This window comes from Candidatus Villigracilis vicinus (assembly GCF_016702885.1).
GTDB lineage: Bacteria > Chloroflexota > Anaerolineae > Anaerolineales > Villigracilaceae > Villigracilis > Villigracilis vicinus.
The window spans coordinates 1-16,069 of sequence record NZ_JADJDD010000014.1 but is presented as its reverse complement, the minus strand read 5'-3'; the positions used below and the strand labels follow the sequence as shown (position 1 = coordinate 16,069).

Below are 16,069 nucleotides of genomic sequence, written 5' to 3'. Positions count from 1 at the left end.
AGCCTTAACTTACTTTTCTTTACTAACCTTGGCGGGACATGCCCAGCAAAGGCGGGATTTTCACTTTCAAAAAGCAGTTGTGCTTCAACTGCGCTTCCATCAAAATAAATTTGACCTTCATTCATCCAGACCACGCGCTCTGCCCAGCCAAAGGCAACATCCATATCATGTGTGGCGAGCATGACGGTTTTGCCACTTTTCACCAGGCGATCCAAAATGGTGAATATTTGCTGGCGTGCCCACGGATCGAGACTATTGATGAGTTCATCCGCCACCAAAATGGACGGCTGCATGGCAAGCACACCCGCCAATGCGACACGGGTCTTTTCGCCGCCAGATAAGGCATGAGTGGGACGCTCCAACAGGTGCGTTACATCACATAACGCGGCGGCTTCGTCTACACGGGCATGGGCTTCACAGGTGGAAAGTCCCAGATTGAGCGGACCAAAGCTAATATCCTGCGCGACACTTGCTGAAAATAACTGGTCATCGGGGTCTTGCAAAACCAATCCTACATGACGGCGCAGGTTTGTTAAGGAAGCGCGGTCTGATGTGACGGTAACTCCTCCCAGACGCACTTCACCCTGCTGCGGAAATAAGATTCCGTTGCAATGCAGCATGAGCGTGGACTTGCCCGAACCGTTGCGTCCGATCAACGCCACACGGTCGCCGGGCGGGAAGTGAAGCGAAACTCCATGCAGGGCATTGCGTTCATGTCCTGGATAACTGTAATGAATATCAACCAGTTCAAGCAGACACATCATAAACTCCAAACAAAAAACATACTTAATGTAACAATAGCCGCCAGCGCAAACACGCGCCTGTCGCGCCGATACTCCGCAGGCAGCACGCGCAACTCGCCCGCATATCCGCGCCCTTCCAGCGCGATCTGCACGCGCGCACTGCGTTGATACGCGTCCACGAACAGACGCGCTGCCAATTCCCCTGCGCTCGACATGCCGCGCCAAAATCCACTGTAGCCGAGGCGCGCGTCTTGCGCGGTTCGCATTCGCTCCATGCTTTCGAGCAGGGTAAAAATAAAAGCGGTAGATCAAGGTCATTAGATCAAGCAAAAGAGGCGCAAGGCGCAGCCTCCTGCCCAGGTCTAACAGATCAACTAACGGCGTGGTAAGAGCGAGAAAATTCATCGCTGAGGCACAACCCAGGGCGCGGGTAAAAAGCAGCAGCGCAGAATCCAGCCCGTCGGCTGTTATCCCAAAAAAGAATGGATAAAAGCGGATGTTGACCGCCACGCCCGCGACGGATAACGCCAGAAATACGCCCTCTGCCAGCAAAACTTTTCGGATCAGACTTGCTGGTAGCTGCGCACACCAAATGGAGAGAATCCACATCCAAGCCGCTGCCACCACCCCCCACCAGCGGACGGTTGAGCACGAGGCACAAAATGAGAACAAGCAAACTGAACCCAGCCTTATACGCCGGGTCTAGTTTGCGTAAGGGTGTTGCGTAGGCGGTGCGGTCGATCAGATTCAATGTTTTATTTCTTCGTGGTAAATTGTCCGCGTTTGACGCCGAAGTAATAGCCGATCACGCCCGCGCCGAGCGCGGCTTGCAAGGCGAATAACAGGCTTTCCGTTTCGCCGCCTGGAGGCGACCACGGAGATTCAAACCAGGGCTGATAGTTTGGCGCAATTTCAAGGATCGCGCCTTCCGCCTGACCATCTGCGCCGCCGAATTCAGAATTCGGATTTAAGAAGAGTGGCACGATTGCCAATGCGATCACAATCAGAATAAGGATCAAGGTGTTTTGCTTCATGACTTTGCTCCTGCGAGTCCAATGGATTTGAGTTCGGGCACAGCCAATCCCTTAAGCGCGTTCACGACCAACACCGTCAGAATGCCTTCACTGATCGCCAACGGAATTTGAGTGACGGCAAAGATGGTGCCGAACTTGACGAACGATCCCATGAATCCGCTGACGGGATCGGGATAAGCCAAAGCCAGTTGCACAGAAGTGACCACGTAGGTAATCAGGTCTGCCAACGCGGCGGCGGTGAAAATGGCAACACTATCTGATGTGCGCCTTTGAGCAGTTTCCACACACCATACGCCACGAACGGACCCGCGATTGCCATGCTGAACGAGTTCGCGCCCAGTGTGGTCAGACCACCATGCGCCAACAGGATGGCTTGAAAGAGCAGCACGATGGTTCCCAAAATCACCATCTCGAACGGGCCAAACAGAATCGCGCCCAACCCTGTGCCTGTGGGGTGACTGCTTGAACCCGTTACGCTCGGAATTTTGAGCGCGCTTAATACGAAAGCAAACGCGCCCGTCATGCCCAACAGAAGACGTGTTTCGGGTTTCTCTGCAACGGTGCGGCGGATACGCATGTAACCGATCGCCCAAAACGGCAGAGATACAACAAACCAGAAGATCGCCCAGCCGACAGGCAGAAAGCCTTCCATAATATGCATTTGTGCTGGCTTGGCATATACCACGCCGATGTTTAATAACACCAGCGCCAACAACAGCGACAATGCATTGAAAAGATTTTTACGTTTCATTTGATTCTCCTTTTTGATGAATGAATTTACACTTTGCAGGATTCAAGCGCAGCTAAGATTTCTTCGCGCGGCATTTCCTGCCCGATAAAGACCAATTCGGTGGTTGTATCTTCTTCCACTTCACCTTCGGCGGGTTCGATCTCATCCACTTCGCACAATCCGCCTGCCTGACTGAGCAAAATAGGATTATGGTCGCTGAAAAAGACAATACCCTTTGAACGAGTCACGAGGTTGTATGCAGGGCTGTTCAAGAACTGATCGAAGGCGTTCCAATCCATGAGCGCTTCACTGCGGAAGGCAAAACTGGCAAAGCCATATTCCTCCACTTCGCTGGAAGGCTGGTTCCATTCCAAGTCCCAATCTTCGGCTTCGGCGCCGCGCTCGTAATCGTATAGCCCTGTATTAATAAGCAGGGACGGATCCACCTGCCCGTGAACGGTGTGGTGGATCTCCGCGTCGGGGTTCAATTTTTGCATGAAGTTTCCAGGTTGGACACATCTTCCCGCGTTTTCCATGTCCGTTTTATTGACCAATACAATGTTGGTAAATTCAAGTTGATCCACCAGCAGCGGCGCAAGCGGCTCAATAAAGGTCGCGCCATTTTCGTCCAGCCGTTCGCCTTCACTGTGGTAGGTCTGCCAAAATTGAGCGCGTCCACCACGGTGATAATGCTATCGAGCCGCAATTCATCCTCCAACCCGCCCATGTAAAAGGTTTGGGCAATCGGCATCGGTTCGCCAATACCTGGAGACTCGATCAGGATGTATTCGAGGTCGGGCATCTGGCTGAGGGTTTGCAGTTCTTGCAGCAGGTCATCACGCAGTGTGCAACAGATACAACCGTTGGACATCTGTATCATTTTTTCGGTGGTATGGCGCACCAGTTTTGAGTCAATGTTGATTTCGCCAAATTCGTTGACGATGATGGCGATCTTGCGCCCGTGATTTTGCGAGAGAATATGATTCAATAAAGTCGTCTTGCCCGCGCCGAGAAACCCGACGAGGACGCTGACAGGGATGGGATTCTTTTTTATTTTGCCAGTTTCTTCAATTCAGTCATCAACTTCTTTGGTTGTTTGTCCTTGCCCAGTGAGCGGATCTGACGCGCCGACAATGTGAGCGTGATGGATTTTCCATCAATCAACAGCGTAACCTTTTGCAAATTGGGTTTGTAGGTACGCGATGTATGCCGCTGTGAAAAACTGACGCTCTTTCCAAAGCGGGTCTTGGGCGCCAGCGCCTTGCGGGTTTTGTGATTGAGTTTACGTGCCATTTTATAAATCTCCTCTTATGTTCATTTCACTTCAAACAAAAACACATCACCCGCTTCGGTGCCTGCGGCGAGGAACTTGCCATTGGGTGACCACGTGATTTGACTGACGGGTTCTTCCAACTCTGCCGTAAGCAGCGGAGATTTTTTATTCTTCATTCCGCGCCACAACATCAAATTGCCATCGCGCCCGCCTGAGGCGAGGATGTCACCCACGGGTTGAAAGGCGAGGCACGAGATCAGATCTTCGTGGCTTTGCAGGGTGGCGGGCTTTGTGCCTTCGGGTCCCTTGCCTGAACAATCCCAAACCACCACGCTGTCGCTGCCGCCCGTGGCAAGGTAACGGCTGGACGCGTCCCACGCGAGTTGCATGACCTTGACGGGGTAGCCCCACATTTGCAGGTTCTGTCCCGTGTCGGCAAACCAAAAGTGGATGGTCGAGTCCTGATCACCCGTGGCGATGAACCTGCCATCGGGACTCCATGCCATGACCAACGCCGAACCCTTCCACGGATTTTCTTCAATGCAGGTGGATTCGCCTGGCGTATAGAGATTCAATCCGCCGTAGCCTGTGACTGCCAACACTTGCGGACGCTCATCCCCTGCCCGCTTCGGACGCCAGCCGAGGCTGGATACCGTTGACCGAGGATGGTCATACGCCTGAAGCATTTCCCCTTCGGGATTCCACAAGCGGATTTTTCGCCCCGCACACGAAGCGAGATACGCGCCGTCAGTGCTCCAGTCGAGTCGCTCCACCCACGCCGAACCGCCATCCATCTCGCAGATTTGTTCGCCCGTGGATGAGTCCCATAAACGGACTTTGCCATCCTGTCCGCTGGTGGCGAGAAGTGAAGAATCAGGCTTAGGCTGAAACCTCATGCTCATCGTCCCGAACCCGTGAGCGGGTAGAGTGAAGCGGCGCGTCCCGTCGAGGTGGAAGAGAGTCACGGGTCCACTCACGCTTGCGACAGCGAGAGTCTGCCCGTCGGGTGACCAATCCAATGCGAGGACGTGGTCGTCAATGGCGTTGCGCCAGAGGTGATTGAATGTAGTCTTCTTCATGCCAGACAATCGCGGAAGGATTGGTTGAGTTCGGCGCGGTCGAGGTTGCGCCCGATGAAGATGAGCGTGTTGCGGCGAGTCTCGTTGCCCCACGGACGTTCGGGGCGACCGTCGAAGAGCATGTGAACACCCTGGAACACGAAGCGGCGGTCTTCGCCTTTGATGCTGAGCACGCCCTTCATGCGGAAGATGTCCACGCCTTTTTCGCGCAGGAGTTTGCCGAGCCATGCGTTGAGTTTTTTATCGTCGAGGTCGCCTGGGGTGGTGATGCCCACCGAGGTCACTTCATCATCGTGCTCATGCGGCGGCTTGAATTCACGCTGGCTGACGGGTGAAATAGCCGCACTGTTCATCAATGCCAGATTGAATTCGGAGGGTGATGTTCGGTGAACAGACCATACGCGCTGGGTTTATCTACTTTGAGATTGAAACGCATTTCATTTTCAGTGGTGATGGGCAAACGATGGAGTTGTTCTTCGGGTTGAATGGACTCGCCGCTGTATTTTTTGGCGTACTCACGCGCAGAAAAAGTTAACGTGGCAGGCATGATGGCGGTTTCGATTCCTTCCGCGCCTGCGGAAATCAGCGGCAGAAAAGCAACATCCATTGTCTCGTCATCGGGACCTGGTTGCAGGACGAGTTCGTATTCGCCCGCGTGCAGGTTGTACGCACCCGCCCACTCAAAGGGATATTCAGGCTCCATGAACTTCGGGTCAACTTCCATCGCGCGGGTGACGTTGAATCCGCCAACATTGAGAATGCGGTCGAGGTCAATCACCGCGTCTTGTGTGCGGTACATCTTTGCGGCGGCGTTCATGGCGTGGATGCGGCTTTCGAGTTCGTCCAGTGCGGCGGGTTCCACCAAGTCCACTTTGTTGAGCAAAATAACATCGGCAAAGGCGATCTGTTCCACCACTTCGGGCGTATCATCCAAATGCTGAATGACGTGCTTGGCGTCCACCAGTGTGACGATGCCATCGAGGCGCATTTTCGCGGCGAGTTCTTCATCCATGAAGAAGGTCTGCGCCACGGGACCTGGGTCTGCCATGCCTGTGGTTTCGATCAGGATGTAATCGAACTTGTCTTTGCGCTTCATCAGGTTGCCGAGAATGCGGATCAAATCTCCGCGCACGGTGCAACAGATACAGCCGTTGTTCATTTCAAAGACTTCTTCTTCGGCGCCGATGACCAATTCCTGATCAACGCCCACTTCGCCAAATTCGTTTTCAATCACGGCAATGCGTTTGCCGTGATTCTCATGCAGAATACGATTCAATAAGGTGGTCTTGCCTGAGCCAAGAAAACCAGTCAAGACGGTGACGGGAACACGAGTATCCATTTTTTTCTCCTTGTATTCGACCGCAGACTGTGGACGATGGACGGCGGTCTGCGGTCGATGGTCTGCCGTCCATTTTTTAGTTGATTCTTAATTCCATTTGCACAGGTAAAAATATCGGGCGATAGGCGTCGTGCCCTTCGCCGTACATCTCATTCATCAACGCGGCGTATTCCACGGCGCGATTCGTATCGGTGTACCAACGCACGCCAAGATATTCCGCTGTCTTCACCACACCCAAGACCGCGCCGCGAATTTCTTTTTCTGTAAAAAACGGGCTGGCAGGGATCAAGACCCAACGTGCCAACCGTTCCGCCGACTCGCGCTGTGTGGCAATCGCCGCGTAATGCAGCGGACGAATCTCGGGCGCCCACTTTGAAGGCGTGTTCTCTGCCCGCAGATACATCATGAAGGTCGAAACTTCACATTCATCGGGAATGCGCACCGCCACCCCATACGGTAGAAAAATCTGCTGTTCATCGTTCATCGGCAAACCTGCCGCCTCATGCAATCCGCGCCGAATCTCGTGCAACACCTGCAACTGCTTTTGCGCCAATCCATCTGCGCCGAACCAACGTTCGTGCTGTGCCACAGACTTCTCACAACACGGCAGATCGCTCTCACTCATGCGAATGCCGATCGCATTGCGCAGCCATTCGCCGCGTTTGGAAAAGACCAACAACGCGCCCGCCTGAGTCTCATCCGCTGAAAGGTGCAAGCCATACAAAGTGACATCGGCAGAAAGTGAAGGATTCGCTATCGGCAGCGAGTTGCTGCAATCTGCCACAACAGGAATTGGGGAGGAGGAAGCGGACTGAATCCACGCCCCAGCTTGAGTCTGCATCCAAGCCGCATCCACGCCCAAACCGAATCCCCGCGCTTCATCCTGACCGAAAGCCTGCTCCAACATCCGAAACTGAATCTGCGCTCCATGCCGCTTCACCGCGTTGACAACGTCCACAGAGGCATTGGCGTCTACCGCAACAGTCTTGCCGCGCAAGTTGAGCGCTTCGAGGATCAAGCGCCGCGCCTGAGCGACGTTCTTCACCACGAGGACAGACGCGTTGAGAGTCGCCGCCCAGCGTTCACTTGGGTGCGCTTCGGTCGCCGCGTGAGCAATGTCCGTAGGCAGCAGCAGACTCTTTTCATATAGATCAGGCAGGGAATAATCTGTGCCCCACACGGGGGCATCGCCACAGGCTCCAGGCATTCAGAAACCTCCTGTCCAAAGATCGCGCCAGTCCAACATCTCGACTCCTCTAAATGAAAAACGTTTTCAATAAGAAAATCTATAAAAAGACAGGGAGTTTGCGGCTCCCTGTCTTTGGGGAATACAGGGTGTTTACTTCAAACCATTCAACAATTTCGGTCACATTATGTTTCATCATCTCAATATAGGTCGCGGCGGGGGCGCCGTCGGTCAAGGATTCAAGGTAAAGTCTGTTCCACCACTTTGACGCCTGTTTCAGAAGCGATCTGATTCGCAAGGTCAGCATTTTCCACTTCACCGAGGAAAATGGCAGGTGCGCCGGAATGCTTTGACCGCATCGATGGCCGCGGCGATTTCTTGCGCCGAGGCGCTTGCTTCAGAACTAAAACTTGGCAAGATGGTATCCACGATCTCAAAACCATAGCGCTCCGCAAAATACCCCAACGCTTCATGATTGGTCACCAACAGGCGGCGTTCAGCAGGGATGCTTTCCACCTGTTCCATGATGAAGCCATCCAGTTCTTTGAGCTGTGCAATATACGCCTCTGCATTGGCGTCGTAGGTTTCTGCACCATCAGGGTCTGCTTCGGCTCAAGCCATCGCGGATATTTTCCGACATAGGTGATGACAAGATTCGGGTCCAGCCACATATGCGGATCGCCCGCTTCATGCTCGTGACTTCAGCTGTTCCTGCTTCGGCTGTCCGGCATGTTCTTCCATCTGATGCGGGGTCAGCCCGGTTGTCGCTTCAATGATCAATCTTTCACCGCCTGCGTTTTCCAGCAGCGGTTCGATAAAGTGTTCATACTCCACGCCATTGAGGATCAGAACATTGCTTTCCGCGATCTTGGAAACATCGGAGGGCGCGGCTTGATAGGAATGTGGATCCGCACCGACGGGCAGCAGGGATTCCACGGTCACACGGTCACCTGCGACGTTCTGGGCAATGTCTGCCAGGAAGGTGGTGGAGGCGAGGACGTTCAAGGTGCCGCCTTCGCTTTGAGGGGCAGACCCGCACCCGGCGAGGAGAAGAGCCGAGAGAGTTAATGCTGTGATAATGGTATTGAAAATCTTTTTCATTTAGAGCTCCTATTTTTTATCCCTCACATTGTGAGGGATTTTTTTTATTTACGCCTTCACAAAGACACAGCCTTTGTGAAGGCGTTGATTTACTTGCAATTTGCGCACAGACCGAACAATTGCAGCCAGTGTTCCTGAATTTGGTAACCGGTCTTGCGTGCGATCGACTTGGTCAAGGCATCGAGATCATCGCCTTCGAAAAATTCGACCTGCCCGCATTGCTGACATAACAAAAGATGTTGATGCCCATGCCCGGCTGAAATGAATGCCTGGCAACCCAGCGGTTGATGCACGCGTTGAATAAGGTGCAGTTCTTCGAGCTTTTCAAGCGTGCGGTAAACCGTGACCAAACCCAACGCGCGATACTTCTTGCGTGCCGTGTCATAGACTTCGATCGGGGTTAGCGCATGGGTGGAACCAAAGACCGTATCCACCACCGCCCGCCGCGCCGCAGTGACACGGTACCCGTTATCATGCAATTGTTCCAGCCACATTTCAGAGGATGTTATCATGGATTTCCTTACTGAAAATCATTTTCAATTAGTATAAGGGGAGTTTTTCGAAGAGTCAAGAGAAGAGACCTGTCAGGTTTTTAAAACCTGACAGGTCTGATTTTCACCACACCCATTTAGGATTAAAGCCTTGTAGCTCCAGATCATTCACTTCGCCGCTTTCCACATCCAACACTTGCAGGCGTGAAGAGAAAGGGAATACTTCGAGGGCGTATACCTCGTAGAGTAAATATTTTCCGTCCGGTGACCAATTCAAGCTGCCATGCAAAGCATCGACATCATTTGTGAGCATGCGGGGGTTGCTGCCATCTGCACTCATGACCCAAATTTGATCGCCGCGCGGAATGGAAAGGTCGCGTCGCACAACAGCGATCGTTTCGCCATCTGGCGACCACGCCGCAAGTGTATTTTCAAACCCCGCATCCGGGCTGATGTTTACCAGCGTTTGTGATTCCATGCCGTAAATGAATAACTGCGTCACGAATTGATCGTGCTTGATGACCACATCGCGCAGCAGAATGGTTTTGCTGTTCGGTGACCACATTGCCGCTGCGCCTAAAACATTTTCGATGACGCGCGTTTCACCATTCTCAAGGTTATACAAACGGATGCCTTCCGGCGTGGCGTAGCTCAGCCATTCCCCGTTCGGTGACCAGCGCGGGTTACCGCCGGGCAATTGTGTGTCCTGGAAGACAGGTTGGGCTTCAGCAGTGGTTACATCCACCCACCATAAGGTTGGCAAGCCGTTGCCGTCCAAACTCATGTTCTCGTAAATGATGCGGCTGCCATCCGGCGACCAGACCATGCCTGAGCAGATCGCTTCCATACAGTCTGATAATTTTTTGCGTACGTTCGTCTTCAAATCCACGAGCCAGAGTTCGCTGGATGCGCTATCTTTTTGTATGATGTATGCCGCCTGTGCTGCGTCTGGCGAGACGGCAAAGTCATCCACGCTTTGAGTTTCTTCGGAAACCACATTCGACGTGTCGTTGGCATACTCAGTGATGAATAACTGCTTGACGCGATTCTCGTCCTCGCGCAGATACAGGATGCGCGCTTCGTTTATCGACGTTTGAACTGGCAGCACAAGCCCGGCATTTTCCTTCGCTCGAACTGCCGCACCCCAAGTCAACGCTGCGCCGAGGATGACAACCACAATGGCAGAGACCAAAGGCATGACCGGCGCGAATTTATCGAGGAAGCCCATACGATCGAAGAGACGGCGGCTGTTGACCATGAGCAAACCGATGACAATCAGCACCACTGCCAGCCCTAGACTGAACGAAAGGATGAGTGCCAGCCCAAGCATGAGACGGTTAATGGCAATGGCAACCAGAAGGATGGCGATCGCATCCGGGCAGGGGACGAGCCCACCGCTGACTCCCAGGGCGATAAGCGAACGCCAGGTGATGGCTTCTGGGACATCATGCGAGTGCATTTTGCCATCACCATGATGATGCATACCCGGCTTCATGGTTTGCACTTTGACCGACCCAACCGGCTTTTTGCTGGTTGCTTTGGGTGTGAGTGAAATATGGTTTGGTTGTGATTCTTTTGGCTTTCTTGAATCGCGCCAATAGACAAAGCGTTGCCAGAGCAAATACAGACCCAATCCAAGGATCAGCGCACCAGATAAGATTTCAAGAAAAGGGATGACCGTTGTTGGCAGAAAATACTTAGATGCTGCCAGCGTAAGAATGCCCAATAAGAACACCGAGCCGGTGTGCGTCAGCGTGACCACTGTCCCGAGTACGATCGCATGCCAGGACGTTCCACGCGAACCGACGAGATAGGCGGCAACCACCGTCTTGCCGTGCCCGGGCGTCAGGGCGTGCAATGCGCCAAGCGCAAGTGCGATGAGCAGGGCAAATAGGTAAAAGGAAATGGAAAGTTCTTTGCTGCGAACCAGATCCAGGAGGATCTCTTGCGGCGAGCGTTGTTGAAGCTCTGGCACCACTTGTTCGGCAGTTTCAGTGACGACATCCTTTTGTTGACCAAATGGCAGGGCAGGTGCGCCGCTATCCCATGTGGTGAGCAGGCGGCTTTGGTCTTCGATGGACTCCGGGTTGCGAATGTGGTCAATGGTGAGGATGTGGCTCTTTTGCGAAGGGAAGAGAAAGGCGGTGCTGTCTTCAGCAGTGAGATAGAACCAATTGATCGATTTGGTGGTCTCCATGCCGTTCTCAATGACAATGCGTTGGGCGTTGTTGGGGTTCTGGCTTAAATCTGCAGAGAGGTTGAAAATGATGAGTTCTTCACCCGCCTGAAAGGCTTGCATACTGGATGGAATTTCAATGGAATCAACCCTCAGCGGCAGGGATTTGCCATCGAGGCTGACCAGCAACAAATCGAGACGTGAGGCGCTCCAGGATGCGGATTCCGATTCGCTGACCGAGCCATCCTGGTCTGCGTCCATTTCATTCCAAATGAAGTTGACGAGTAACGGTCCCGGCTTGAGCTGCCATTTGATCTGCATCTCGGTTTGCGAGAGTGTGACTGTAATGGTGTGGGCATAGATGTCGGCGGGATGCGCTTTGACGGTTTCGGCGGGGCGCAGTTGCGCGGCAAGCAGAGCAAGTAAAAACACTGCGCGGAAATAAAAAGAGATGGGAGGTTTTTGTGACACGGAACGATTATACATGTCTGATGGATTTTGGGTCTGTAGGGGGAATGCTTTCAAATCTGACATTCGAATGACTTCGTTTTAATTAATGAATGGACTAAAATTCGAATATGCTTGTCATCAAGAATCTGTTTAATGGCATTTTGCCGGATTTAAAAGAAAGGGAGGGGGAGTACCAGGAATTTTACCTGCAAGATGTTGTTACCATGTATTCGATCATTGGCGTTTTCATTATTATTGCGAACATCGCCATGCTTTATTTGGATACGGTCTTTCTGCGTGAGGTTCAGAATCAATTATTGTTCGCATACCTTATTCGAGTTAGCTTTTCTGTTTTTACATTGGGGGCGGTGGTGTATATTCAACGCAAGCCGTCCTATGAAGTGATCGACCGGTTGTTCACGGTCTGGTTGTGGACGGCTGTTTTTTATTTTTTGATCTTTAATTTCCTGCGCTCCGCCAGTCATCTGACCACCAGTGTGGATATCCTGTTCATTTTTGGCGCGTATGTTTTTTCGAATATCCGGTTGCATAAGCTGTTCGTTATTATGGTGTGCTTTTCGGCAATGTCGATCGTGTTGATCTTTCTGACAAAAACCGATGTGCCGCTTGCCACACGCAGCCTGGTATCAACTGTGCATTTTTTCGTGCAGGGAGTGGGGTTCGTCTCTGCGCTTCAGACCCAATCTTTTCGCCGGACGGCGTTCCTTGCCTACATCAAGGAACGCGAAGCCAGTCAACTGGCGACCCGGCTGCTCCAGACGGATCCGTTAACAGAGTGTTTGACTCGGCGGTATTTTTTCGAATTGGCAGAACGTGAGCTGTCCCGTTCAAAGCGATACGGACATTCGTTTTGTGTGCTCATGTTTGACCTGGATAAATTTAAATCCATCAATGATCAATTTGGTCATTTGGCAGGGGATCAAGTTTTGATCTCTTTTGTGAAGACGGTCATGGAACAAAAACGCGGATCGGACCTTTTGGGGCGGCTGGGGGGTGAAGAGTTTGCGTTACTACTGCCTGAAACAGATTTTGAAGGCGGCTGGCTGGTTGCAAACCGCATTCAGGATGTGTGGGCACAGGTGGATACCCCGGTTTCTGGGCTGCTGATCAACTCGACCGTGAGTGTGGGGGTCTCCGTGCTGGAAGTAGTTGATGAGACATTTGAAGAGTTGCTGCATCGTGCCGATATACAAATGTATGAAAAGAAGAACGAAAAGCGCGAACTCGGACGTTGAATCACGGCAACCATTGCGGCAGAATGCCTTCTGTGAGTATGACAGATTGATTCGTGCCTTCCTGCCACAACCCCACTTCTGGTTTGTATTGTCCCTTTAATTTGAATTGCTGAAAGAGCAAGGCGCTGCCCCACGGGTTCCATTGCGGGGAGTTGTAGGTGTATTCCGTATCGTCAGTAATGATAATGCCGCCGAGCATGGAGGGATCGAAGACCCACAGGACCTGCATGGGTTTTTCTGCATCGGCGCGCAGGCTGAGCACGGCACGGTCTTCCAGCGGCGACCAGGCGACGGAGTAATATGAATAATCGTAGATGTCTTTTTCACCGATCAAGGCGATGGTTTCGTTGGTCGTAAGATCGGCAAGTTTGACCTGTGTGCGCCCGCCTTCTTCGGTTTGTTCGAAGGTGGTGTAGAGGAAGCGGGTCGAGTCGGGTGACCAGGTCACGGGTCCGCCGGTGGTGGAGGGGAAGAGGAATTCTTCGCCGTTTTGCAGATTGATCATATGGATGAAGTCTGCCAAACCGTCGAAGGAGGCGAGGCGGGTCGCATCTGGCGACCAGGATGGGTTATAGCCCAGTATGCTTTGGTCTTCATAGACGGCTTGGTCTACGCCGCTTTCCAGGTCTACGACCCAGATGCGCGGCGAGCCGAAGGGCAGGTCTGGGCTGGGTCCTGCGGCTTCGCGTGAGTAGGCGATGCGTTTATCGCCCGGCGCGATCACCGGGGTGGTGCAGCGATCGAAACCGCAATCCAATAATTTTGCGGCATCGCCGCCTGCACGACTGACACGCCACAGGTCAATGCCGCCGTTCTCGTTGCTGGAAGTAAAGATGAGGAACTCGCCGCTTTGGGCAACGTCGAACGAGATGACCTTGATGCTTTCATCTGTGAGACGCACGGGGGCGTTATCGTTCAACCCCAGCGACCAGATGCTGCTTTGGTTGTTCTCCGAAACGACATAAGCGACCCGTGGTTCCCGTGTATGGATGTTCCAATTTTGCGCTTTTTTTAATTCGCGCCCTTTGATGTTCACTTCTCCGGCAATGACTTTCACAGTATAGACCGTGCCCGGTTCATAGGGTTTGAGCGGAATGTAACGTACACTGCGGTCATCCACTGATTCAAGATAACCATCGTGGATGGGCTCAACCGAGACCAGGTCTGAGGTGATCTCTGCCGAGATGGTCTCAGAAAAAGTGAATGTGATCGGTTGATACGGACCGACCGCGCCGTCTTCAGGCAGATCCACACGCACTTGTACGCCTGCGCTTTCGCCAACCCAGATGATCACACCGGCAAGGATGGCAAGCGTTATGAGGACACTGATAGCGACGGTGTCAAAAGAGAGGCGGGTTTTCATGGGTAGAGATAGGGCTGATCAGGGATGTTTACGGCTTCAACAGACTCAGCGGTGATCATTGGCGTGCGCTGCCCGTCCAGTTCGATGGAGGCGATGCTGCCTTTGACGACGACCCAGCTATCCTGCTGAAGCTCGGAGGCGTTGCTCCAGCGGACCGGCATGGCGATGGCGAAGCCGTCTGCGGAGCAACAGGAGACGACGAAACGACTGACGAAGAATTGATCCGCTTCGAGGGTATCTTCATCGAAGTAGACAAAGCCGACGACCGAGGCTTCCTGCCCGATGAATTCGGTGATGTCGTCCTGATAATTGAACAATTTCAGCCATTGGAGAATGTTGCGTTCTTGTGATTCGGTTTCGAAGATACTTGCAGATGAATCCGAGCTGACCAGCGGCGCGCTGGTGTTGAAGCCCTTGGTGGAGAATGCCGAAGAATCCAGCGGGCGGGCGGGAATGAGCAGACCGATCGCCAACGGGATGAGCATGACCCACAAGGTCACAGAAGAAGGCGCATGATCGTGTTCGTGGTGATGTTCGGGATGTTCCAGTTCATGCTGGCGTGAGCGGCGGATCTCGGAAAAGAGGGTTTGTGCCAGCAGCGCCAAAAAGAGGATGCCGATGATGGTCAGCGGCACGAAGCGCGAGTTGATGTACCAGGTCAACTGCCCGTTGACGGCTTTGAGTACGAAAAAGATACACAACCCGAAAAGTAATAATCCTTGATACGAGCGGAACATTCGTTGAGGCATGGGTTTCTCCATGTCACTCTGAGCGATAGCAAAAGTCTCTGTGGTTATCGAGAGATGCTTTGCTCAGCATGACATCATTTAATAAAGTAATTAAAAACCAACCCGGCGATCAGGCTCATCATAAATGGAATGGCGATGATGTACGTCACAGCGCGGCGTTTGAAGACTTGCAGGTACATGATCGTACTTTTGATGTCCACCATCGGACCGAAGACCAGGAACGAGAGCACCGCGCCAAAGCTGAATACGCCTGTGAAGCCCAGCGCCACGAACGAATCCACCGTCGAACAGATGGAAAGGATGACGGCAAGCAGCAGCATGATCAAGACCGAAAGAAGCGGTCCGCTTCCGATGGCAAGCAGGGAAGACTGTGCAATGAAGGTTTGCAATCCCGCCGCAAGCAGCGAGCCGATGATGAGGTAGCGTCCCATGTCGAAGAATTCATCCACTGTAATGAGCAGCGCTTTGCGGATCTTTTCGCGGACTGAATCCCCCGCTTCGGCGTGGATGTGGTCGTGCTCGTCTCCAGCCAAGACCGGACGAAGAACCTCGCCCGCCTCTCCCTGCGCCGAAAAGACCAGCCCCACGGTGACGGCGATGATCAAGCTGATGGTGAATCTCCAAAAAAGCATCTGCCCCCAGCCGAACGCGGAAGCGGTGCTGAGGATCACGATGGGGTTCAAGACCGGCGCTGCCAGCAAAAATGAGATGCCCGCCGAGAGTGGCAGTCCCTTTTTGAAGAGACGGCGCGTGAGCGGTACCACGCCGCACTCGCAGACCGGGAAGATCATGCCCATGAAGGCGCCGCTGATCGCCGCCGCGGCAGGACGGTTCGAGACCCAGCGACTCATCTGGTCGCGGTCTACGAATACTTCCACCAAGCCGGAGCCGAAGGTGCCAAGCAGCAGGTAGGGCACGGCTTCTACAAAGATGCCGAGGAAGACAGTGGCAAAGACGTTGAGCCTGTCCCACAGCCAGGTGAAGGCTCCGTTCGGCAGCAGGCTGGCGCTCACCGCCGTGAGCACGGCAAGCAGCACAAAAAGGATGGTGTTGCGTGAAAGGCGATTGGGTGTTGTGGTTTGCACAAGGGGATTATACC

Annotated in this window: 15 protein-coding genes and 3 pseudogenes; 1 reads left to right on the top strand and 17 read right to left on the bottom strand. The window is 53.1% G+C overall.

Going from position 1 to position 16,069, the window contains the following annotated elements; translation table 11 throughout:
- From IPG80_RS12610 to IPG80_RS12545, 14 genes and pseudogenes are all read right to left on the bottom strand, one after another.
- On the bottom strand, positions 1-764 hold a 764-nt coding region (locus IPG80_RS12610; RefSeq protein WP_345107291.1), incomplete at its 3' end, for an ABC transporter ATP-binding protein.
- Complete coding sequence (locus tag IPG80_RS12605; protein WP_345107288.1) at positions 761-1,009, bottom strand: CbiQ family ECF transporter T component; 249 nt, start codon at positions 1,007-1,009, stop codon at positions 761-763. The genes IPG80_RS12605 and IPG80_RS12610, both read right to left, overlap by 4 nt.
- 104 nt (positions 1,010-1,113) lie before the next feature.
- Positions 1,114-1,494 carry a hypothetical protein gene (locus tag IPG80_RS12600; protein WP_345107285.1) on the bottom strand — a complete coding sequence of 127 codons (381 nt, stop codon included), beginning with the start codon at positions 1,492-1,494 and terminating at the stop codon, positions 1,114-1,116.
- A 4-nt stretch (positions 1,495-1,498) separates the two neighbouring features.
- Positions 1,499-1,777, bottom strand: coding sequence for an energy-coupling factor ABC transporter substrate-binding protein (locus IPG80_RS12595; RefSeq protein WP_345107281.1), 279 nt, complete (start codon positions 1,775-1,777; stop codon positions 1,499-1,501).
- Positions 1,774-2,438: pseudogene (locus IPG80_RS12590) on the bottom strand (energy-coupling factor ABC transporter permease). Before IPG80_RS12590 ends, IPG80_RS12595 begins: the two are co-directional and overlap by 4 nt.
- Before the next feature lie 116 nt (positions 2,439-2,554).
- Positions 2,555-3,004: a GTP-binding protein gene (locus tag IPG80_RS12585; RefSeq protein WP_345107278.1), complete on the bottom strand. Its 450-nt coding sequence runs from the start codon at positions 3,002-3,004 to the stop codon at positions 2,555-2,557.
- On the bottom strand, positions 2,992-3,495 hold the full coding sequence (locus tag IPG80_RS12580) for a GTP-binding protein (protein ID WP_345107275.1): 504 nt from the start codon (positions 3,493-3,495) through the stop codon (positions 2,992-2,994). The genes IPG80_RS12585 and IPG80_RS12580 overlap by 13 nt, the downstream gene beginning before the upstream one ends.
- Before the next feature lie 62 nt (positions 3,496-3,557).
- Positions 3,558-3,800 (bottom strand): bL28 family ribosomal protein, encoded by a 243-nt coding sequence (locus IPG80_RS12575; protein ID WP_345107272.1) that lies wholly within the window; start codon positions 3,798-3,800, stop codon positions 3,558-3,560.
- A gap of 21 nt (positions 3,801-3,821) precedes the next feature.
- Positions 3,822-4,859 (bottom strand): WD40 repeat domain-containing protein, encoded by a 1,038-nt coding sequence (locus IPG80_RS12570; RefSeq protein ID WP_345107269.1) that lies wholly within the window; start codon positions 4,857-4,859, stop codon positions 3,822-3,824.
- Positions 4,856-6,198: pseudogene (locus IPG80_RS12565) on the bottom strand (GTP-binding protein). The gene IPG80_RS12570 and the pseudogene IPG80_RS12565 overlap by 4 nt, the downstream one beginning before the upstream one ends.
- A 76-nt stretch (positions 6,199-6,274) precedes the next feature.
- On the bottom strand, positions 6,275-7,405 hold the full coding sequence (locus IPG80_RS12560; RefSeq protein WP_345107266.1) for a hypothetical protein: 1,131 nt from the start codon (positions 7,403-7,405) through the stop codon (positions 6,275-6,277).
- A gap of 294 nt (positions 7,406-7,699) precedes the next feature.
- A pseudogene (locus tag IPG80_RS12555) lies at positions 7,700-8,485 on the bottom strand (metal ABC transporter substrate-binding protein).
- Positions 8,486-8,574: 89 nt separating this feature from the next.
- On the bottom strand, positions 8,575-8,997 hold the full coding sequence (locus IPG80_RS12550) for a Fur family transcriptional regulator (RefSeq protein WP_345107263.1): 423 nt from the start codon (positions 8,995-8,997) through the stop codon (positions 8,575-8,577).
- 103 nt (positions 8,998-9,100) lie between these two features.
- Positions 9,101-11,623 carry a hypothetical protein gene (locus IPG80_RS12545; RefSeq protein WP_345107260.1) on the bottom strand — a complete coding sequence of 841 codons (2,523 nt, stop codon included), beginning with the start codon at positions 11,621-11,623 and terminating at the stop codon, positions 9,101-9,103.
- 107 nt (positions 11,624-11,730) lie between these two features.
- On the opposite strand from IPG80_RS12545, the gene IPG80_RS12540 reads away from it, so the two are divergent.
- Positions 11,731-12,858, top strand: coding sequence for a GGDEF domain-containing protein (locus IPG80_RS12540; RefSeq protein WP_345107257.1), 1,128 nt, complete (start codon positions 11,731-11,733; stop codon positions 12,856-12,858).
- 1 nt (position 12,859) lies between these two features.
- Here the strand turns inward: IPG80_RS12540 and IPG80_RS12535 are convergent, their stop codons facing one another.
- The 3 genes from IPG80_RS12535 to IPG80_RS12525 all read right to left on the bottom strand — a co-directional run.
- Positions 12,860-14,221 (bottom strand): Ig-like domain-containing protein, encoded by a 1,362-nt coding sequence (locus IPG80_RS12535; protein ID WP_345107254.1) that lies wholly within the window; start codon positions 14,219-14,221, stop codon positions 12,860-12,862.
- Complete coding sequence (locus tag IPG80_RS12530) at positions 14,218-14,970, bottom strand: TIGR03943 family protein (protein ID WP_345107251.1); 753 nt, start codon at positions 14,968-14,970, stop codon at positions 14,218-14,220. Before IPG80_RS12530 ends, IPG80_RS12535 begins: the two co-directional genes overlap by 4 nt.
- Positions 14,971-15,044: 74 nt before the next feature.
- Positions 15,045-16,069, bottom strand: a 1,025-nt coding sequence (locus IPG80_RS12525) for a permease (RefSeq protein WP_345107248.1), incomplete at its 5' end; no start/stop codon positions are given.